The sequence below is a fragment of the Bradyrhizobium sp. genome (assembly GCF_030697065.1).
Taxonomy (GTDB): domain Bacteria; phylum Pseudomonadota; class Alphaproteobacteria; order Rhizobiales; family Xanthobacteraceae; genus Bradyrhizobium.
In genome coordinates this window covers 19098-38490 of the sequence record NZ_JAUYQU010000323.1, presented here as the reverse complement: position 1 = coordinate 38490, position 19393 = coordinate 19098, and the positions used below count along the sequence as shown (strand labels likewise).

Below are 19393 nucleotides of genomic sequence, written 5' to 3'. Positions count from 1 at the left end.
GGCATTGAGCTGGGTCGGCACCGGCAGGCTGATCTTCAGCCTGAACTACACCGATGCGGATTTTGCCGAGGTCGCTGCCCGTTTTGTTGCCGCGGCTGAGAAAATGAAGCGGGATGGCTGGTGGTTCCGCGACACCGCGCTCACCAACAAGACCATCCGCCGGCAGATCCTGAAGGAAATGATCACGCGACGACGGCCGCAGTGAAGATGTACTTTCCGTAACGGTCAGCCTTGTGCCGGCCAACGACGTCTCCCTTGCTGTACCGCCAGGACGTGGATGCCCGGCACAAGGCCGGGCATGACGATTTTCAAGCATTCAGGCGCGCTTGACGTGTTTTTCGAGGCCCGGATCTATCAACTCGCCCTTCAGCAGGTACAGCGGTGACTTGTAGTAAAGTTTGAGGTCGCTGAACGGGTCGGTCAGGATCTTGGTCATCCACACCAGTCCGGTCTCGACGTCGCGGATGAAGAACAGGTGGATGGTCCGGAACAGCAGGCCGCCGATGCCGATCGCGAGCCAGACCTTCGCGACCTGACGCATGAAGTCGGTCGGCGATTCCCAGGGCGCGAAAATTCCGAACAGGGTCGGATCGAGGAACAGCACCAGCGGTGAAATCGCCCAGATCGTCATCAGCACGATCTTGCGGTTCAGATTGTAGCCGACCTTGATTTCTTCCTTGTGGTCGTGGGTCGCGTCGTTGACGTGATCGTAACCCTTGGGCTCGAAGAAGAAGTGACCCGCCTGCCGCGTGGTCATCGAGACCAGCCAGCCGATCAACGCGGCGGCAACCGGATCGACGAACAGCAGCGCATACGCAATCAGAAAGCTGGCGGCACTGACAAAGTGCAGGCTCTGGTTAATGCGACTGTGGTGGTAGTAACGATGGTCATCCCACCGCTGCGTTCGCAATTGTTCGCGGAAGTTACTGATCATGGTCTCCCCCAAAATGTAGGTCGATTGTGTTTACCGAGATTCGATGTCCGGCATGTGACGACATCATAATGACATGTGACGTCTCACAACAGCAACGCAGCTGACAACCTGTGCGCGCGCCTACGCGGCCGCCGCCGCGACGTCAGTCTTGCGGAAGCGAATCAGCGAGAAATGGCCGAAGGGCGGCACCGGGCGGCGTTCGATCAATTCCATGCCGTGCGCGCTTGCCAGCCACTGCGCGTAGCGCGACCAGGCGAACTCGGTTCGCCAGCCGAGTTGACGCACCACCGGCTGCAGCCGTTGCTCGATGAAGCGGCGCATCCCGGCATCGGCGCTGACGCGGCTCAGCAGGATCAGTTCACCGCCGGGCCGCAAAACCCGGGCGAACTCGTCCAGCGCGACTTCCGGATTAGGCACCGCGGTCACCACATACTGCGCCATCACGACGTCGAACGAACAATCCGGAAATTCGAGTTTCTCCGCGTCCATCACCGCGAGGCCCTCGACGTTCTTCAGGCGCAGATCCGCCACTCGGGCCTTCGCCTTGCGCAGCATGGCCTCCGAAATATCGGTTCCGAAGATGCGGACGTGAGAACCGTATTGCGGCAACGAGATGCCGGTGCCGACGCCGACCTCCAGCACGCGGCCGCCGATACCGTTGGTGGCCTGGATCGCGGCGCGACGGCCCTTGCTGAACACGCCCCCGAACACGAGGTCGTAGACCGGAGCCCAGCGATCGTAGGCCTGTTCGACCGTGTCGCGGTCGAAGTCTAACTGCCTGGTACCGTCCAATTTGATGATTTCTGCCATGGTAACTCCAACTCGTTTGTGATGATTGACCGGTCGGCTTTGTCCGCCAGCCTTCCCTGTTAGCCTTGAACCGCACTTTGGCCTGCCATGCGGCGGGCGGGTCGCAGCGAACGGCTCGGTTGCAAGACGCTCAGATTGCCGATGAACTGCCTGGCGCTGTTCTCCCAGGAACGTTCGAGCGCAAAGCGGCGGCACGCTTCCCTGGACAGGCTCAGGGCACCGATGCAGGCGCGGCGCAGGTCCTCATCCAGTACGCCGATGGGGTGATCCGCGATCACGTCCAGCGGACCCGTGACCGGAAACGCCGCGACCGGGGTACCACACGCCAGCGCCTCGAGCTGAACAACGCCGAAAGTGTCGGTCAGACTCGGGAAAACAAAGACGTCCGCGGCCGCCAAATGCGAGGTCAGATCGCTGCCGGTTTTCTCGCCGAGGAATCTGGCTTGCGGATAGCGAAGCTCCAATTCCGCCCTCTGCGGCCCGCCCCCGATAACGACCTTCGATCCCGGCAGGTTCAATGCCAAGAACGCTTCGAGATTCTTTTCGACGGCGACGCGGCCGACCGTCATGAAAATCGGTCTGGGCAGATCGAGTTCGGCCGGATCGTCGGGGCGGAACAAATCGGTGTCGACCCCGCGCGTCCAGTTGCCGAGTTTCCGGAACCCTCTAGCGCTCAGTTCCTGCCGCAGCGATGAGGTGGCCACCATCGTCATGGAACCGGCGGCATGGAAGTGCCGCAACACTGCATAGCTCAACCATGCCGGAATGACCGAGCGCACCGCGATGTATTCCGGAAACCGTGTCGTATAGGACGTCGTGAACGCCAGCTTGCGGCGGCGGCAATAGGCACGCACCGCCCACCCGATCGGCCCCTCGGTCGCGATGTGAATGGCATCCGGCGAGGCCGCTTCGATTCGGCGCGCGATCTCGCGCCGGTTTGGCCACGCCACCCGCAATCCCGGATAGGTTGGGACCGCAAGCGACGGAAATCCGTCGGGGGTCAGAAATTCGATCTCCGCGCCGAGCGTCGCGGCGCTGCGCGCCAGCGAGGTCAACGTTCTCACGACGCCGTTTACCTGCGGGTGCCAGGCGTCGGTCGCAACTAAAATCCGCATGACGGTGAACCCGGGAGTTTCAGTGATTCTCAATGCCCGACGTTCGGCCAAGGATATTTCAGGCGTGTGACGTCACAGCCGCGTCAATCATTCTTTTCGCCTTGTTTCATCATCTGGTTGTCACAAGTCGCCTGAGTCGAATCGCATTTGCGATCATTGCCGTCGAGGAATTGCGATTTGTACGGATGCGTACCGGGCGCGCATTATTCCGGTTTCGAGCCCTGCGGCAATAAATGGCGGGAATGAAAGAACAACTCCACGAGCTTTCCCTTCGCACCGAACAGCGAAAAGATGTACTCGGGGACTTCAACGTCCATCTCCGACACCACCACCTTGGCGATGCTGTCGACGCGGCTTGAGCCATGCTCCCATATGAATCCGACACCGAGCCGGTTCGCCACGGCTTCCAGCATGCCTTCACGGGTATTGACGATAATGCCGGGCTCGAGCCGCAGTCCGGCTGCGCGGAAAGCCCTGTCCACGACGCGTTGGGTGGAGGAATTGCGGCTGCGAAACACCAGCGGGTACTGCGTCAAGTCGGCGACCGACACCGCTCCCGGCTGATTGAGGCGATGTCCGGGATGGCAAATCGCCACGACACGCTGATTGAGGCAGACCTCGCAACGAAAACGGCGATCCTGAGGCACCTCGGGCAACACCGCAACGTCGACGCGTCGATCGAGTACGGCGGCCATGATGTCCGACCAGTTGCCGATTTCCACGCTGATCTGGATCTTCGGATAGAGCGCCTTGAATGCGGAAATCAGCGCCATCCCGGGCATCGAATTACCCAGGCCCACGCGAAGCTCGCCTCCCGCCAGTTCCTCGCGCTGCTCAAGAATCGCGACCGCGTCGGCTTCCATCGCCTGAATTCGGTTTGTTGCCGCATAAAGCTGGCGGCAAAGCGGGGTCGCCACAAGGCTGTGGCCATGCCGGTCAAAAAGCCTGACATCGAACTCGGACTCGAGTTCGCGAACCAGTTGGGAAATCGAAGGCTGCGAGACGCCGAGACGTCTTGCCGCAGCGGAAAAATTGCCAGCCTCGAACACCGCGTTCACGGCTCGCACGCGCGAAGACGTCAAAGCCATTTCAATTCAAGCCTCCGGCGTCGAGCGGTGCCCGGCGCGTCGGGCAACGCCTGGAAGGAAAATCCTGTATTGAAGATAGGCAAACCCTTTGACTGTTATGTGACTGTCAAGCGGCGCCCCTAATCATCGCCCATTGCTGCAATGCAATTGGGGTACCGGTGAAATGGCAAGGATCGAACTGAACGGGGTCCGCAAGACATTCGACTCGGCGGAGATTCTGAAGGGGATCGATCTGGCGATCGAAGACGGCGAATTCATCGCGCTGATCGGTCCCTCGGGTTGCGGCAAGTCGACCTTGTTGCGCATCATCGCGGGTCTGGAACCGCAGAGTGCCGGCGAGGTGCACATTGACGGCGTTCCGGTCGATGGCGTCAGGCCGAGCGCGCGCAACCTCGCGATGGTATTTCAGTCCTACGCGCTGTATCCGCATTTGACCGTGTTCGACAATATTGCCGTGCCGCTGCGGATGCGGCGCCATTCCGCGCTGGCGCGCATGCCCGTGGTTGGCCGGCTGCTCCCCGAACGCTCCCGCGTCGAACGCGGCATCAGGGAAGATGTCGAGCGGGTTGCCGCCCAGCTCGAACTCTCCGCACTGCTCAGGCGCAAGCCGGGACAACTATCCGGCGGCCAGCGCCAGCGCGTCGCTGTCGGCCGCGCCATCGTGCGCGAGCCCGTTGGCTTTCTGTTCGACGAACCGCTGTCAAATCTCGACGCCAAACTGCGGGTCCATATGCGCGCGGAACTCGCCCAACTGCATCGCCAACTGAAGGCCACCTTCGTCTACGTCACCCACGACCAGGCCGAAGCGATGACGATGTCGAGCCGCATCGCCGTCATGATCGAGGGTGACATCGTCCAGATCGGTACGCCTGCCGAAGTCTACGAGAACCCGGGGGATATTCGGGTCGCGGAGTTCGTCGGCAGCCCCAAGATCAATGTGCTGCCCGGCCTCGTCCGCGCGGATGGCGGCCTGGAAGTACTGGGCCGGCCACTCGGTTTGCAGACTTCTGCCCCGGCGGGGCGCTGTTCGATCTGCGTCCGGCCGGAGCGCGTCGAGCCCGGCGCCGGCTCCGGCGCGATTTCCGGCACCGTCGCACATCTGGAGAACCTCGGCGCCGAAGCATTCGTTCACGTCAAGGTCGATCGGATCGACCTGCCGCTGGTCGCGCGCGTCAACCCCGACCGGCAGCTTCCGACGATCGGAAGCGCCATCGACTTTGCCTTTCCAGCCAGTGCAGTCAGGGTATTCGACGCCGCCGGAAAACGCATCGAGGTCGTTGCCCCGGTACGCAGCGAACGCGTGCGGGAGAAAGCCCTTGGCTGACGCCCTCGCCGCCATCGCGATACCGTCTGCCCCCCGCGCGGTCGCCGTCGCACCGTCACAGGCACGGAGCCGAAATCCCGCGCGACCTGCGCTGGCCATGGTGGCGCCCGCCTTCACCCTGATGTTTCTGTTGCTGCTCGGACCGTTGCTCGGCGTCATCGCCCTGTCGTTCACCGACTACCAGCTCGGAAGCCCCTCATTCTCCTGGATCGGCCTTGCCAATTACCGGGACATGTTTGGCGACAGGGTGTTCTGGCTCTCGCTGCGCAACACGCTGACCTATGTCGCGATCGTGGTGCCCGCGGCAGTGGCGCTGGGGCTCGCCGTGGCGCTGCTGATCGAGAGCGGTTCTTCCTTGCGAAGCTGGTATCGCACCATCTACTTCCTGCCGGTCATGGCGACGCTGATTGCGATGTCCATCGTCTGGGAATTCATGCTGCATCCGCAATTCGGGCTCATCAACGGTCTGCTGCAAGGCGTCGGGCTGGAAGGTTTCAGCTGGCTGCAGGACCGGCGCACCGCGCTCTATGCGCTTTGCGTGATCGGTATCTGGCAAGCGCTCGGTTTCAACATGGTGCTCTTTCTCGCCGGCCTGGTCTCGATCCCCCGGCAACTTTACGACGCCGCCGAGATCGACGGCGCGCACGGCGCCTGGGCCCGGTTCCGGCTGGTGACCTGGCCGATGCTGGGACCGACAACGGTGTTCGTGGTCGTCATCACCGGGATCCGCTCGTTTCAGGTGTTCGACACAGTCCACGTTCTGACCAAGGGCGGTCCCTCGAAATCGTCCGAAGTGCTGATCCACACCATGTATGTCGAGGGTTTTGAGTTCTTCCGCTCCGGCTATGGCGCGGCCTTGACCGTGGTGTTCCTGGTGTTCGTGCTGCTGTTGACGCTGGTGAAGTCGGCGCTGACGAACCGCGGGGTGCATTACACATGACACCGCGCCATCGCACCGTCGTCTGGTCCGTCGCCCGGCATCTGCTGCTGCTGTGCGGCGCTGCTTTCATTCTGCTGCCGTTTCTCTGGATGATCTCGACCGCCTCGAAGCCGCAGACCGAGATCTTCAGCAAGAGCATTCACTTCATCCCGCACAGTTTCGCGCTGTGGGACAATCTTGCGACCGCCTTCGGCAAGGCCAATCTCTGGCGTTTCCTGCTCAACGGCGTGGTGGTCACCGCGTCGATCTTCGTGCTGCAGGTGCTGATTGCGCTGCCTGCCGCCTATGCGCTCGCCAAGCTGCGGTTTGCCGGCCGCGAGGTGCTGTTCGCACTGGTGCTGTTCTGCATCCTGATTCCGCCGCAGGCCACAGCCATTCCGGTGTTCCTGCTGTTTCACCAGATCGGCATCCTCGACAGCTACGCCGCGCTGATCGTGCCGTTCACGATCTCCGCATTCGGCATTTTCCTGATGCGGCAGTTCTTCAAGACCGTGCCGGACGACCTGATCGAGGCCGCGCGGATGGACGGCATTTCCGAATTCGGCATCGTCTGGCGCGTGATGTTGCCAACCGCAATTCCGGCCCTGACCGCGTTCGGCATCTTCTCCGTGGTCGCGCATTGGAATGACTATTTCTGGCCGCTGATCGTGCTGAACAGCGAACATCTGCGCACGCCGCCGCTCGGTGTCGCCGCCTTCCGCAACGAGGAAGCCGGCACCAATTACGGCCCGTTGATGGCGGCTGCCATCGTCATCATCGCGCCGCTCGTCGTCGCGTTCCTGCTCGCCCAACGCCGGTTCATCGAGGGCATCACGCTGACCGGTATCAAGTAGACCTCAGGTGCAATCGTAACGAAGGAGCTATCGATGTTGAAAAGACTGACCGTCGCCGCACTCGCCGTGCTTGCCGGCGCAGCCGGCGCCCACGCCCAGAGCCAGACTGAAGTGGTGCTGCAGTATCCTTACCCGGAACTGTTCACCGAAACCCACAAGAAGATCGCCGAAGAGTTCGCCAAGGTCCGACCCGACATCAAGGTGTCGATGCGCGCGCCTTACGAATCCTACGAGGACGGCACCCAGCGCGTGCTCCGCGAAGCGGTGACCAGCCAGATGCCCGATGTCAGCTTCCAGGGCCTCAACCGCATCCGCGTTCTCGTCGACAAGAGCATCCCGGCGCCGCTCGACGGCTATATCGCCGCGGAGAAGGATTTCGACAAGCAGGGATTCCACCAGGCGATGTTCGACATCGGAACCGCGAGCGGCAAGGTCTACGCGCTGCCGTTCGCGATCTCGCTGCCGATCGTCTATGTCAACCTCGACCTCGCCAAAAAGGCCGGCGCCGATCCGGAAAACCTGCCGGTGACGTGGGACGGCATCATCGATCTCGCCAAAAAGATCAAGGCCGGTTCGCCCGACGTCAACGGCATCACCTATGCCTGGGACATCACCGGCAACTGGCTGTGGCAGGCGCCGGTGTTTGCACGCGGCGGTTCGATGCTCAACGCCGACGAAACCAAGGTGGCCTTCGACGGCCCCGAAGGCCAGTTCGCGATCCGGACCCTCGCGCGTCTCGTCACCGAGGCCGGCATGCCCAACCTCGACCAGCCTTCGATGCGCGCGGCGTTCGCCGCCGGCAAGACCGGCATCCACGTCACCTCCACCTCGGACCTTAACAAGGTGACGCAGATGGTCGGCGACAAGTTCAAGCTGAAGACCCATACCTTTCCCGATGTCGTGGCCGGCAAGGGCCGGCTGCCCGCCGGCGGCAATGTGGTGATGATCCTCGCCAAGGACAAGGCCAAGCGCGACGCCTCCTGGGAAGTGGTGAAGTTCTGGACCGGCGCGAAGGGTGCGGCGATCATGGCCGAAACCACCGGCTACATGCCCCCGAACAAGGTCGCCAACGACGTCTACCTGAAGGATTTCTACGTCAAGAATCCGAACAACTACACCGCGGTCAGGCAATTGCCGTTCCTGACCAAGTGGTACGCGTTTCCCGGCGACAACGGCCTGAAGATCACCGACGTCATCAAGGACCATCTCAACACCATCATTTCGGGAACCCGCACCAAGGAACCGGATGCCGTGCTGGCCGACATGACCGCCGATGTGCAGAAGCTGCTGCCTAAATCGGTCGGCTCCGCACGCTGATTTCGGATCCCGGCATCGCGTTCGACCTACCCAACCCGGCGGGGCGCCACGGCGCCCCGCTTCTCATACCAGCGAGGTTCATCATGAAGCTCATCCATATGAGTGACATCCATCTGACTGCGCCCGGAAACACCATCGGCGGCCGCGATCCCCGTTATAATTTCGAGCGCGCGCTCCGGCACGTTCTGGCCGACCACAGCGACGCCGAACTGATGGTGATCACTGGCGACCTCTCCGATTGGGGCGACCGGGCGGATTACGAATGGCTGCGGAGCCGGCTGGACAGCTTTCCACTCCCGGTTCGTCTCTGCATCGGCAATCACGACAATCGCGCGGCATTTCTCGGCGTATTCCCCGAATACGCCGAGTCCGACGGTTTCGCGCAGGGCTTGCTGGATACCGCCGCGGGGCGCTGCCTGTTTCTCGACACGACCGAGCCGCGGACCCATGCCGGCCGCTATTGCGCGCCACGGCAGGACTGGCTGGAGCAACAGCTGTTCGAGCATGACGGGCCGCATCTACTGTTCATGCATCACAATCCGATGCCGACGCATCTCGGCCCGATGGACCAGATCCGGCTGCTCGACGACGCGGCATTCCGCCAGATCGTCGGGCGGTATCGCGACCGGATCCGGCACATTTTCTTCGGCCACTGCCATCTGCCGCTCGGCGGTTCGGTGGCCGGCGTCCCCGCCACCTCCCTGCGAGGCACCAACCATGCGAGCTTCCCGCTGTTTTCGGAGAAGCTCATGCTGAGCGCCTCGGATCTGCCGGAAGCCTATGGCGTCGCGTTCGTGGGGCCGGACTACGTCACCGTGCACATGGTGGAATTCGGCTACCAGGGCGCTATCCGGACCGAGGAGTCTCCGGACTTTGCCATGTGGGACCGGGAGACCATGCAGCGATGAAATTCGTCATTCTCACCGACACGCACTTCGTACCGCGCGGCACCAGGCTCTACGGACTCGATCCGGCCGAGCGCCTCGCGGTCGCCGTCGAGAAGATCAACGCAACGCACGACGACATTTCCTTTGTCGTCGTGTCGGGCGATCTTGCCCATTGGGGCGAACGGGCAGCCTATGCCAGCCTCGCCGGCGTGCTCGCCGGACTTCACGCCCCCACCATCCTGATGATGGGCAACCACGACAAGCGCGATGCCTTCCGGGAGGCATTTCCCGGCGCCGATCGCGACGGCGGCGGATTCGTCCAGGGCGTACACCATTTCGACGCCGCGACGATCGTCACGCTGGATACGTTGAACGAAGAGACACCGGACCATGCCGGCATCCTGTGCGAAGCGCGGCTGGGCTTTCTGGCCGAGGCGCTCGGCTCCGCGCCGGCCGACCGGCCGTTGCTGCTGTTCCAGCACCATCCGCCGTTCGACAGCGGCTTGCGCTACATGGACACCATCAAGCTCGCCAATGGCGAGGCCGAATGGGACGTCATCGCCCGCACGCGCAGGCCCGACTACATGTTCATGGGCCACTTGCATCGGCCGATCGCCGGCACCTGGCGCGGCGTACCGTTCCATATCCAGCGCGCGCTGACCCATCAGGTCGCCTTCGATTTCGAAACCGAGGGACACATTCCGGGAACGCATGAGGCTCCCGACTACGCGCTCGTGACCGTGGACCGGGGAAATATCGTCATCCACCAATGCTCGTTTCTCTACGATGGTCCGGCCTTTTCGCTCCATGGCCCGAAGGCCCAGAGCTCTCAATCACCCCGCGAACTGGCCGATGCAACGGGCTAGGTTGCGGCCCACCGCAACGATGAAATTGACTCAGATCAACGTGAGCAGTGCCGGGTTCGAGAATGATAACTCGAACGCCTATCAAGGGAGACCGTAATGCCGGAGCATAGCAGTGTGCATTTTTACCTGAATTGGGCCAAGGAGCGGATTGACGAGATGGATGCCGCATTGGCATCGATCGAGGAAAAGGCGACGCAGGCAAGCGCCGACACCAAGGTGAAGGGCGACCAGTTGATCGCCGATCTGAAACAGCGGCGCGATGAATTTCAGACCTCGCTGAAGGCCCAGGTCGAAGCCGGCGAAGCCGCCTGGGAGCGCGCCAAGGCAGACCTGGAGCCGCAGTGGAACGGATTCGAAGCCCAGGTCAAAGCCTACTTCGAAAGTGCCGGCAAGCAGATCGAACAGCAGCAGGCCACCTTCAAGGACATCGCTGCCGCACAGGCCAGGGCCTGGCGCGAGGCAGCGGACAAGTTCCACGACGCGGCGGGCCAGGTGGCAGCCGCGGGGCGCGCCGATCTCGATGCCGCGCTGAAACAAATGAAGTCTGACGCCTCCGAGGCCGAAGGGCGACTCGAGAAACTCAAACAGGCCGGAAGCGCCTCCTGGTCGGTGCTGAGCGCGGCTCTGACGGAATCACGCAAGGCGTTCGACGAGGCCAACCACGCCACATCGAACGCGTTGAGGGATTCCGCTCCCAAGGGCTGAGGCGCCGGCATCGCGCTGTCGAAAATCTGCTCATTCCCGGGCAATCACCCCCTCGAGCCACGGGCAGTTCAGCGGCGGCACGTTCGGATCGGGCACCCGAACGCCGCGCGCCCCGGCTGACAGCCGCATCTCCTGCATCCGCCTGCGCTGTTCCTCGGGCATGTGCAGGCGCTCGTGCCCCCATAGCGAGGGTCCGTCGAAGGTCTCATGCGGCTGCCACGTCGCAGGATCGATGACGCGCCCGCCCCAGCCATATTCGATGAAGAAGCCCGAGGGCGTGTTGACGTAGAACGACGTCATGTGATCGTTGGTATGGCGCCCCAGCGTATAGGCAATGCGGCCCTCCTCCAGCTGCGCGAGGTCATAGCCCTGCCCGACGTCGTCGAGGCCACCGACCTCGACCATGAAATGATGCAGCGCCTTCCGCCCGGAGCCCACCATGGCGAAGCTGTGGTGGCGGCCGTTGACGTGAAAGAAATAGAGCTTGTAGGGCGCAAGTCCGAAGTCGGACACCTTGAAGCCGAGCAGATCGCGATAGAACGGCAGCAGCGGCTCGACCTCCTCCACGTTCAGGACCGCATGCCCCATCCCGAGCGCGCCGGTCCGGAAGCCCGAGATCGGCCGCCCGGGCCTGAAGGAATCGGAGGCAAGCTCCGGCTTGCAGAACGCTTCGAGCGGATTGCCCGCGGGATCCGTGAACCGGATCAGCTCCGCCACGTGCCGCTCGTCCGCCAGCGCGCGCGATCCGCTGATAACCTCGAAGCCGTGATCGTCAAGCCGGCCGGCAAGACGGTCGAGTTCGGCGCCCGTTGCGACTTCCCAGCCCATCACGACCAATCCGGCATCTCCGCTGCCATCGACGATCAGCCGCTGCTTGCGGTCGTCCATGCGGAAGGCACGCATGCCGCCGCCGCGATCGACCCGCTGCATCCCGAGCAGACTGGTCGCCATCCGGCTCCACTGGTCCAGTTGCGAGGACTGGATCCCGATATAGCCCAGCGCGGTGATTTCCATGCCATTTTCTCCCGGGGATCACGCTTCGAGAATTGCCCCGACCACTTCGAATTTGGTACCGGCGCAGCGTCATCCTACCGTACATTTTTGCTTTTGCAGCGCTTCGCCCCTTCGAGTGGCTGACCGTTATCGTCGAGAGGGTGCTGCAATTCCGGCGCCCGATACGGCGTGTTCAGACTTGGCCGTTCGTAAAAGCTGCTCGAAATCCACTTCCACCCGGTAATTCTCAGTTTCTGGGACAAAGCGATAGCGCTGCGCTGCCTGGCTGGTATCGCAGTGCGGATCGCCCCCGTCTCCACACAAAAATCCCTCGGCGGAAGTGGCTGCAATGCAGCACATTCTGACAACGCGTCTCGTCTCTGAGCAACCAAGTTCGCTAATTTCCCTGCACCCAAAGCTGTTGTCCCTATCGTGGCACGAGCAGGATCGATGGGCCAAATGACTTTGCTATCCGGCATTGGGACATCTATGGGTCCCGTTTGCGCCAGAATCTATCATTCATGGGAAACTACCGCTCGCCGCGCCACTGTCCAAATCAGCCCAAAACAGCTGGTATTTGGTGATCACCCGGATCAGTCTACTGGAGGGCGCGCCGCAGGTGACCTTGTCCTAAGGAGGTCTGGTTCGCGCAGGTACGAGCGGCATGGTACTGCCGCGCATGATCAACTCTGTGCCGATGATCTGGCTCTTCACCGGGATATTCTTGCGCGCCGCGCCGATCAGGGCATCCGCTGTTGCATGCCCCATCCGTCTGGCCGGCACATGAACGCTTGAGAGCGGAGGGCTCACCACTCTCACGATCGGAAGATCGTCAAAGCCGATAATAGAAATGTCCTTCGGCACACGGATTTTCAGTCGTTGGCAGGCAAACAACGCACCAAGCGCCTGAATGTCGTTTGCGCAGAACAGGGCGGTCGGCGGGTTCGTTAGAGTGACGAGCCGGGTTGCGGCATCTGCGGCCACCTCGATTTCGAAAGGCTGCTCCGACACCAGTTCCGCGTCGAACGGAATCTTGTAGCGCGCGAGCACGGAACGGTAGGCTTCGAACCGTTGTGCGGCGCGGTCGTTGACGCCGGTGATGCCGCAGATTAGCCCGATACGCTGGTGTCCGAGCTTGATCAGCATTTCGGTGGCTTCGGCCGCCGCCGCGCGATTGTCGAAGGAAATCGATGGAATCGACGCCTTGGGACTCGTCGACCAGGTTACCACGAAGGGAATGCGATAATGACGCAACAAATCATAAAGCGCGGCGTCGCGCTTGTAGCCCGTCAGGATAAGTCCCTCGACACGGCTTTCAATCAGCTTGCGGATGATATCGCGCTCGGCTTCAGCCGAATAGTTCGCATTCGCGATTAGAAGGCTCAGGCCGGCGGCCTGAAGGCGGCTCTGGATCGCCTCGGTGAATTCCGCATAAATCGAATTTGAAATGGTCGGAATGATCAGGCCAATCACCCCCGTGCGCTTCGAGGAGAATGTTGCAGCGCGCCCGTCGGGGACAAACTGATGCCGGTTGACGAGTTTCAGGATCCGTTCCCGCGTTTGCGGTGCAACCGTTTCGGGATGGCGAAGCGCCCGGCTGACGGTCGCGACCGATACCCCCGCCTGATGAGCTAGCCAGCGGATCGTCACTGATTTCGGTGCGTCTTTCATCCGCGCAACAGAAAGCAAAGACCCGATGTTGACAAGGATTATCAGACCAGCTTTTATGTAACCGGTTACATCAGGATAGCGGTCGAGGCAAGAACCGATGGTCGACTATTTAAAGCGCGCAGAGCATCAATCCCGGCAGGACAATCGCGATCTCGTGGATCGGGTACGGATCATGATCGCCGACATCGAGCAGAACGGGGATGACGCCGTTCGCCGCTACGCCCGGGATCTCGATGGCTGGCAGGCTGCCGGGTTTCAGGTGTCGGATGACGAGATTGCTTCCGCGCGAAAGGCCATGAGCCCCGTCTTCAAGGAAGACTTCGCCTTCTGCAAGAAGCAGGTGACCGACTTTGCAAAGCGTCAGCGAGAGTCGCTATCGGAGTTTGAAGCCGAGTTCGGAAATGGAATCACGCTCGGCCAGAAGATCATTCCAGTCGATACGGTCGGATGTTATATTCCCGGCGGCAAATATCCGCTGATCTCCGCCGCGATCATGAGCGTCGCGACGGCTGCCGTTGCGGGTGTCAATCACATCATCGGTGCGGCTCCCCCGCGTGAAGGCAAGGGCATTTTTCCGCCGACACTCTATGCGCTCGCCGAGTCGGGCGCTACCGAGATCTATTCCATCGGCGGCGTGCAGGCACTGGCCGCGATGGCTTTCGGCCGGGTGGGAATGCGTCCGGTTGACATGGTCACCGGGCCCGGAAATCAATTCGTAGCCGAGGCCAAGCGTCAGCTGTTCGGACTCGTCGGCATTGACCTTCCCGCCGGCCCCACGGAGATTCTCGTGATTGCCGACGACGGCGCAGATCCCGCGCTTGTCGCCACGGATCTGCTGGGACAGGCCGAGCACGGGCCTGACAGCCCCGCGTGGCTGGTTACGACATCTCGGAAGTTGGGGCGCGAGGTCATCGCCGAGATCGAGCGGCAATTGCTCACCTTGCCGACGGCCGCCATTGCCGGGGCTGCCTGGAAGCGCTGGGGCGAGGTTGCCGTCGTCGAGGACGATGATGCGGCCATCGCACTGAGCGACCAGTATGCGCCGGAGCATCTGGAGGTGCTGACGCGGCGCAACCAGTACTATTTCGACCATCTCAGGAACTACGGCAGCCTGTTTCTCGGCGAGGAAAGTACGGTTGCCTACGGTGACAAGGGGGTTGGCACCAACCATACCCTTCCGACCGGCCGTGCTGCGCGTTACACCGGTGGCCTGTGGGTCGGAAAATTCCTGAAGACCGTGACCTACCAGCGGCTGACACCGGAAGCGAGCGAACGCATCGCTCCGATCATGGGCCGCATGTGCGCCAGCGAGGGAATGCTGGCGCATGAAATTACCGCGACCGTCCGACAGCAGCGATATGCGCAACGGCGTCGCGACGGGAGTGCGGCCTGATGTCCAGCCGCGGCAAGCAGGCGTTTCAAAGGCGATCTTCCGAAACAACGGAAGCGTAAATCGGAGCTGAAAATCCAGGGAGGAATCGATGACAAGCAAAGACAAGACGTCTTCTCGAATGCTGCTCGACAGGCGAGGTTTTCTGGGCGGAGCTGCTGCGGTTGGAATTGGTGCAAAGGGGCTATTTGGCGCTGGAGCCGCGTCCGCCCAGAGCACGAAAACCGGGACAGTGCGCGTCTGGGGTGAGCCCGGACCTTACGGCGGCGTAGGTGTTGCCGCGATGAATGAATGGGCGCAAAAGAATGCGCCCGGCCTGAAATTCGAGATCGAAAGCATTCCGTGGGATGGCGTCTACGTCAAGCTCATGACGGATCTCGCGGCCCGCCGCCCGCCATCGCTCATCAGCGTCGAGTCGCCGATCGCAATGCAGATGATGGCTGAAGGCTTGCTGCTTCCGGTCGATGATATGGTTGACAAGATCGGACGCGACCGTCTCGTCGAGGGCGTGAAGTGGGAATACTGGGGTAACTGGAAGGGCAAGCAGTACGTCATCCCGGCCCATCACCAGCCCCATATGTTGCTGGTTCGAATGGATATCGTGAAGGAACTCGGTTTGAAAGATCCCGATACCTGGGATTGGAACGATCTCCTGAACGCCGCCAGGACCATCACGCAGAAGAAGCAGAACATGGCCGGCTTCTGCATGGCGCTCGGCCGCAATCTCTGCACGGATTACCATTTCGCGGCCCTGCTGCATGCGGCCGGTGGCCGAATGTTCGATGCGTCGAACAAGTTCGAAGTGGCGTTCGACAGCCCGGAAACCGTCGAAGCATTGACTTTCGTGAAGGAGTTGCAGCCCTATATGCCGAAGGGGGCGGTCGAGTACAGCTTCCTCCAGGTGGTGGACGCGCATGTTACCGGCCAAACGGCCATGAGCTTCTATTGGGGTCGCACGCTGGGCCGCGCCGCGGAGGAAGCCAAGCCGATCTTCGAAGCAACCGAAGCATTCAATCACGCCCGAAACCCGAAAACCAATCGACGCAGCAACTGGAACGACTTCCAGGGTTGGTGCATTCCGGCTCAGAACAATCCCTATATCGAGGAAGTCAAGCAGGCGCTGCTTTATCAGCAGACCAGCAAGGAATGGCTCATCAAGTACTGCCATTCCCTGATGCCGAACGTGGCGCCAACCTACAAGGATATCGCCAACTCGGAAGAGCTGAAGAATCATCCGTTCTACAAGTCGAAGCCGAAGACGGTGGATACCTATTTCAAGAGCTCCCTGGTGAACTCCAGCAGCACGGCCAATGAGCTCCTGCAAGGCGTCAACCCGCTTGCGGGATATGTCCACGGCCGCTCCATCCTGGCGCAGACGGTCCAGAAGGTCGTCATCGACAACCAGACTCCCCAGCAGGCCGCCAAATGGGGTGCGCGGGAACTGGAAACCATTCGCCGCGAGAATGCCCGCTTGTTTGGATGAATGATCTCGCCGGGCAGCTTGCGCTGCCCGGCGCCATCTTGAATCGGAATGGTGATGTCTCGCTTCAGTTTCCTGTCCTCCGATCGAGCGGTCGGACTGATCTTTATCGCGCCATTCGTCGTCATGGCACTCGTGTTCATGGTGTATCCGATCGCCGAAGCGGTCCGGATGGCGTTCTTCAGCTACAATCCGCTGCGTCCCGACCTGATTACGTATGTCGGACTGGCCAATTTCGAATTCATCTTCTCGGATCCGCTGTTCTGGAGTTCGTTTACCCAGGGAACGATCTGGACACTCCTTTCGATCCTGTTCCAGACCGTCTTTGGCGTAGGCATTGCGCTGCTGCTTCACCGCAAGCTGTTCGGCATGGCGATCTTTCGCGGCATGTTGCTGTTTCCCTACATCGTGCCCACCGTCGTCATCGCCCTGATCTGGCGATGGATATTCAATCCGGAAATCGGAGTGGTGAACTATGGCCTCCTGTCCATCGGCTTGATCAATGAGCCGATCTACTGGTTGTCGACACCGACGATGGCGATGGCGTCCACCATCATGCTCAACGTCTGGAAATACACGCCGTTCGTCGTGATCTGCGTACTGGCGAGACTGCAGGCGGTGCCGCTGGAGCTGTACGACGCCGCCAAGGTGGACGGCGCCGGCGCATTCCGCCGTTTTATCGACGTTACGCTGCCACAGCTTCGCGAGGTCCTGATTGTGGTGATCGTGTTCCGCACGATCTGGACCTTCAACAAGTTTGAGGAAATCTACCTCCTGACGAAAGGTGGACCAGGCACGTCGACCTTCAATCTGGCGGTCTATTCGTTCGAACAATCGATGGCCAGCCTGAGGCTCGGCGTCGGTGCGGCGACGGGCGTCGTGATGATGATCATGCTTATGATCGGGAGCATCGTTTATCTGCGCGTCGCAGGATTCGGCACCGAGGAGAAATCGACGTGACCCGCTATACGCTTTGGTCGGCAACGAAGAAGGCTGCGCTTTATCTGCTTCTGTGCACCGTGACAGTCGCTGTATGCTTCCCGCTGATCTGGGCGCTGTCGACGTCGTTGAAGCCGAAATCGGAAATATTCGCCACTCCCCCCACCCTGATTCCGCATTCGACGACATTCGAGAATTATGAAGCCCTGCTGAGCGGCCGTCAGCAGTATTATCAAACAGGCGAGAAAAGCCAGGCGGCCGGACCGACACCGGCCCAGTTCTTCACGCGGTGGTTCGTCAACAGCGTGATCGTGACGTCGGGCTCCACGCTCATTAGTATCGTCGTGTCCACATTGGCTGCCTACAGCCTCACGCGCTTCCGATACTGGGGTCGGAACATGATCCCGTATTTCAGCCTGCTCGGCTACATGGTTCCTTCGATCATCTTCGTGTTTCCGTTGTTCCTGATGATGGTACGGCTTGAACTCACCGACAATCTGCTCAGCCTTGTATTCGGCTACGTCTGCATCACGCTGCCCTTCTGCATGTGGCTGATGTGGGCCTTCATGCGCTCGATTCCGATCGAGATCGAGGAAGCGGCGCTGATTGACGGGGCATCGCGATATCAGGTCTTCGCCAATGTCGTCCTGCCAACCGCGATGCCTGGGATTATCGCCGCATCGATCTTCTCGATGATCGTCTCCTGGAATGATTACCTGTTTGGCCGTGTCTTCATCAACTCGCTGGACAATCTGACGCTCACCGTGGGGGTCATGCTGTTCTTCGAAGGGACGCATGTGGATTGGGGTTTGCTGATGGCAGCCTCCGTGCTGATGACGGTTCCGATGGCAGTGCTGTTCATGGCCCTGCAACGTCATCTGGTCGCTGGTTTCGGCGCCGGCGCGGTCAAGGGTTGAGACAGGGAAAGTTTGGACGACATGGACGTCAGATTACAACGCATCAACAAGAGCTTCGGCGCCGTCCCGGTCCTCAAGGACGTGGATCTGGTCTTTCCAAGCCGCAAGTTCGTTACCCTGCTGGGACCGTCGGGTTGCGGAAAGACGACGCTGCTTCGCATGATAGCCGGCCTCGAGGATATCTCCGCCGGAAGCATTTATTTCGGTGATCGCGAAGTCAACCGGCTCGCGCCGCGGGACCGCAACATTGCGATGGTGTTTCAATCCTACGCGCTTTATCCGCAGATGACGGTCCGAAAGAACCTCGGCTACGGCTTGCGAGTCCGCAAGACGCCGGCAACGGAAGTCGACAGCGCGGTTGAACGCGTTGCCCGCATCCTGGAGATTGACCACCTGCTCGACAGAAAGCCCGGGCAATTGTCCGGTGGCCAGCGGCAGCGCGTGGCGCTTGGCCGCGCCATGGTGCGCAAGCCGGATATCTTTCTTATGGATGAGCCACTCTCCAATCTTGACGCGAAACTGCGCGTGACCATGCGCGGCGAGCTACGCCGCTTTCATCTCGATCTGAACGCAACTACCGTATACGTCACCCATGATCAGCTAGAAGCGATGACCATGTCGGATTTGATCGCCGTCATGCATAAAGGCGTCGTGCAGCAGTTCGGCACGCCTGAAGAGGTGTACAGCAAGCCGGCCAATCTCTTTGTCGCGGGCTTCATCGGCAGCCCGCCGATGAACTTCCTTGAAGGCAAGATTGATTCCGGACGGTTCAGAATTAGCGAGGCAGCGCTGCCCCTACCCCCACTCACGCGAGGGATTGCTCCCGGTCTCGACGTCGTGATCGGCGTTCGTCCCCAGAATCTGAGTTTCGTAACGTCGGCTGGCCCAAATGCGCTGGCCGGGATTGTTTCCCTGGTGGAGCTGCTGGGTTCAGAAAAACTTATTGAAGTGCAGATTGCGGACAGAAAACGCATCAGCGTTCAGGTTCGCGCTGACTCACAAATCCATCTCGGTCAAAATGTTCATGTCGAGTTTGACACCTCAAGTGTACATGTATTTGACAAGCTGACCGAACAATCGGTACTGGAGGCAATGCGGTGACCGACCGAGCGCACATTGGGAATGTCCGCTTTGTGCGCCGACTGTCTTGAACAAGCTCGACTGTGGAATCGATTCGAGCGCCA

Annotated in this window: 18 protein-coding genes and 1 pseudogene; 13 read left to right on the top strand and 6 right to left on the bottom strand. The window is 61.0% G+C overall.

The genetic code is table 11. The features are described from left to right. Nucleotides 1-205, top strand: a pseudogene (locus Q8R73_RS25540) (glutamate-1-semialdehyde 2,1-aminomutase); the annotation flags it as partial. Nucleotides 206-316: 111 nt separating this feature from the next. Here Q8R73_RS25540 and Q8R73_RS25535 read toward each other — a convergent pair. The 4 genes from Q8R73_RS25535 to Q8R73_RS25520 all read right to left on the bottom strand — a co-directional run bounded on the left by Q8R73_RS25535 (nucleotide 317) and on the right by Q8R73_RS25520 (nucleotide 3917). Further along, nucleotides 317-934, bottom strand: a complete 618-nt coding sequence (locus Q8R73_RS25535; protein WP_305722316.1) for a hypothetical protein — start codon at nucleotides 932-934, stop codon at nucleotides 317-319. Between the two features lie 120 nt (nucleotides 935-1054). Next, entirely contained in the window at nucleotides 1055-1744 is a 690-nt protein-coding gene (locus Q8R73_RS25530; protein ID WP_305722315.1) for a class I SAM-dependent methyltransferase, read from the bottom strand. Between the two features lie 59 nt (nucleotides 1745-1803). Next, nucleotides 1804-2859: a glycosyltransferase family 1 protein gene (locus tag Q8R73_RS25525; RefSeq protein ID WP_305722320.1), complete on the bottom strand. Its 1056-nt coding sequence runs from the start codon at nucleotides 2857-2859 to the stop codon at nucleotides 1804-1806. Between the two features lie 203 nt (nucleotides 2860-3062). Then, entirely contained in the window at nucleotides 3063-3917 is an 855-nt protein-coding gene (locus tag Q8R73_RS25520) for a LysR family transcriptional regulator (protein WP_305722314.1), read from the bottom strand. Between the two features lie 193 nt (nucleotides 3918-4110). On the opposite strand from Q8R73_RS25520, the gene Q8R73_RS25515 reads away from it, so the two are divergent. From Q8R73_RS25515 to Q8R73_RS25485, 7 genes are all read left to right on the top strand, one after another. Then, nucleotides 4111-5271 (top strand): ABC transporter ATP-binding protein, encoded by a 1161-nt coding sequence (locus tag Q8R73_RS25515; protein ID WP_305722313.1) that lies wholly within the window; start codon nucleotides 4111-4113, stop codon nucleotides 5269-5271. A 97-nt stretch (nucleotides 5272-5368) separates the two neighbouring features. Beyond that, the gene (locus Q8R73_RS25510; RefSeq protein WP_305722319.1) at nucleotides 5369-6211 is read left to right on the top strand and encodes a carbohydrate ABC transporter permease; all 843 of its coding nucleotides are present in this window, start codon (nucleotides 5369-5371) and stop codon (nucleotides 6209-6211) included. Then, nucleotides 6208-7044, top strand: a complete 837-nt coding sequence (locus Q8R73_RS25505; protein ID WP_305722312.1) for a carbohydrate ABC transporter permease — start codon at nucleotides 6208-6210, stop codon at nucleotides 7042-7044. The genes Q8R73_RS25510 and Q8R73_RS25505 overlap by 4 nt, the downstream gene beginning before the upstream one ends. A 33-nt stretch (nucleotides 7045-7077) precedes the next feature. Further along, nucleotides 7078-8361, top strand: coding sequence for an ABC transporter substrate-binding protein (locus Q8R73_RS25500; RefSeq protein ID WP_305722311.1), 1284 nt, complete (start codon nucleotides 7078-7080; stop codon nucleotides 8359-8361). Between the two features lie 83 nt (nucleotides 8362-8444). Then, nucleotides 8445-9269 carry a phosphodiesterase gene (locus Q8R73_RS25495; RefSeq protein ID WP_305722310.1) on the top strand — a complete coding sequence of 275 codons (825 nt, stop codon included), beginning with the start codon at nucleotides 8445-8447 and terminating at the stop codon, nucleotides 9267-9269. Beyond that, nucleotides 9266-10114: a phosphodiesterase gene (locus Q8R73_RS25490; protein WP_305722309.1), complete on the top strand. Its 849-nt coding sequence runs from the start codon at nucleotides 9266-9268 to the stop codon at nucleotides 10112-10114. Before Q8R73_RS25495 ends, Q8R73_RS25490 begins: the two co-directional genes overlap by 4 nt. Before the next feature lie 96 nt (nucleotides 10115-10210). Next, complete coding sequence (locus Q8R73_RS25485; protein WP_305722308.1) at nucleotides 10211-10819, top strand: hypothetical protein; 609 nt, start codon at nucleotides 10211-10213, stop codon at nucleotides 10817-10819. A gap of 30 nt (nucleotides 10820-10849) precedes the next feature. On the opposite strand, the gene Q8R73_RS25480 is transcribed toward Q8R73_RS25485, so the two are convergent. Together Q8R73_RS25480 and Q8R73_RS25475 are read right to left on the bottom strand one after the other, a co-directional pair. Further along, the gene (locus tag Q8R73_RS25480) at nucleotides 10850-11833 is read right to left on the bottom strand and encodes a VOC family protein (RefSeq protein WP_305722307.1); all 984 of its coding nucleotides are present in this window, start codon (nucleotides 11831-11833) and stop codon (nucleotides 10850-10852) included. 609 nt (nucleotides 11834-12442) lie between these two features. Beyond that, a complete protein-coding gene (locus Q8R73_RS25475; protein ID WP_305722306.1) occupies nucleotides 12443-13483 on the bottom strand; it encodes a substrate-binding domain-containing protein in 1041 nt (346 codons plus the stop codon). A 97-nt stretch (nucleotides 13484-13580) separates the two neighbouring features. Between Q8R73_RS25475 and hisD the strand changes: the two genes are divergently transcribed. The 5 genes from hisD (at nucleotide 13581) to Q8R73_RS25450 (ending at nucleotide 19310) form a co-directional block, all read left to right on the top strand. Continuing rightward, the gene (gene hisD / locus Q8R73_RS25470; protein ID WP_305722305.1) at nucleotides 13581-14876 is read left to right on the top strand and encodes a histidinol dehydrogenase; all 1296 of its coding nucleotides are present in this window, start codon (nucleotides 13581-13583) and stop codon (nucleotides 14874-14876) included. An 88-nt stretch (nucleotides 14877-14964) separates the two neighbouring features. Then, nucleotides 14965-16356 (top strand): ABC transporter substrate-binding protein, encoded by a 1392-nt coding sequence (locus tag Q8R73_RS25465; protein WP_305722304.1) that lies wholly within the window; start codon nucleotides 14965-14967, stop codon nucleotides 16354-16356. A gap of 54 nt (nucleotides 16357-16410) precedes the next feature. Then, nucleotides 16411-17313 carry a carbohydrate ABC transporter permease gene (locus tag Q8R73_RS25460; RefSeq protein ID WP_305722303.1) on the top strand — a complete coding sequence of 301 codons (903 nt, stop codon included), beginning with the start codon at nucleotides 16411-16413 and terminating at the stop codon, nucleotides 17311-17313. Continuing rightward, on the top strand, nucleotides 17310-18209 hold the full coding sequence (locus Q8R73_RS25455; protein ID WP_305722302.1) for a carbohydrate ABC transporter permease: 900 nt from the start codon (nucleotides 17310-17312) through the stop codon (nucleotides 18207-18209). Before Q8R73_RS25460 ends, Q8R73_RS25455 begins: the two co-directional genes overlap by 4 nt. Nucleotides 18210-18230: 21 nt before the next feature. Continuing rightward, nucleotides 18231-19310 carry an ABC transporter ATP-binding protein gene (locus Q8R73_RS25450; protein ID WP_305722301.1) on the top strand — a complete coding sequence of 360 codons (1080 nt, stop codon included), beginning with the start codon at nucleotides 18231-18233 and terminating at the stop codon, nucleotides 19308-19310. Nucleotides 19311-19393 lie beyond the last annotated feature (83 nt).

Bases quoted from the DNA above. Each gene is read 5' to 3' on its own strand.
- Q8R73_RS25490 (WP_305722309.1), top strand. From the start codon at position 9,266: ATGAAATTCGTCATTCTCACCGACACGCACTTCGTACCGCGCGGCACC.
- Q8R73_RS25480 (WP_305722307.1), bottom strand. From the start codon at position 11,833: ATGGAAATCACCGCGCTGGGCTATATCGGGATCCAGTCCTCGCAACTG.
- Q8R73_RS25475 (WP_305722306.1), bottom strand. From the start codon at position 13,483: ATGAAAGACGCACCGAAATCAGTGACGATCCGCTGGCTAGCTCATCAG.
- Q8R73_RS25535 (WP_305722316.1), bottom strand. From the start codon at position 934: ATGATCAGTAACTTCCGCGAACAATTGCGAACGCAGCGGTGGGATGAC.
- Q8R73_RS25500 (WP_305722311.1), top strand. From the start codon at position 7,078: ATGTTGAAAAGACTGACCGTCGCCGCACTCGCCGTGCTTGCCGGCGCA.
- Q8R73_RS25495 (WP_305722310.1), top strand. From the start codon at position 8,445: ATGAAGCTCATCCATATGAGTGACATCCATCTGACTGCGCCCGGAAAC.
- Q8R73_RS25515 (WP_305722313.1), top strand. From the start codon at position 4,111: ATGGCAAGGATCGAACTGAACGGGGTCCGCAAGACATTCGACTCGGCG.
- Q8R73_RS25525 (WP_305722320.1), bottom strand. From the start codon at position 2,859: ATGCGGATTTTAGTTGCGACCGACGCCTGGCACCCGCAGGTAAACGGC.
- Q8R73_RS25530 (WP_305722315.1), bottom strand. From the start codon at position 1,744: ATGGCAGAAATCATCAAATTGGACGGTACCAGGCAGTTAGACTTCGAC.
- Q8R73_RS25485 (WP_305722308.1), top strand. From the start codon at position 10,211: ATGCCGGAGCATAGCAGTGTGCATTTTTACCTGAATTGGGCCAAGGAG.
- Q8R73_RS25505 (WP_305722312.1), top strand. From the start codon at position 6,208: ATGACACCGCGCCATCGCACCGTCGTCTGGTCCGTCGCCCGGCATCTG.
- hisD (WP_305722305.1), top strand. From the start codon at position 13,581: ATGGTCGACTATTTAAAGCGCGCAGAGCATCAATCCCGGCAGGACAAT.
- Q8R73_RS25460 (WP_305722303.1), top strand. From the start codon at position 16,411: ATGTCTCGCTTCAGTTTCCTGTCCTCCGATCGAGCGGTCGGACTGATC.
- Q8R73_RS25450 (WP_305722301.1), top strand. From the start codon at position 18,231: ATGGACGTCAGATTACAACGCATCAACAAGAGCTTCGGCGCCGTCCCG.
- Q8R73_RS25465 (WP_305722304.1), top strand. From the start codon at position 14,965: ATGACAAGCAAAGACAAGACGTCTTCTCGAATGCTGCTCGACAGGCGA.
- Q8R73_RS25510 (WP_305722319.1), top strand. From the start codon at position 5,369: ATGGTGGCGCCCGCCTTCACCCTGATGTTTCTGTTGCTGCTCGGACCG.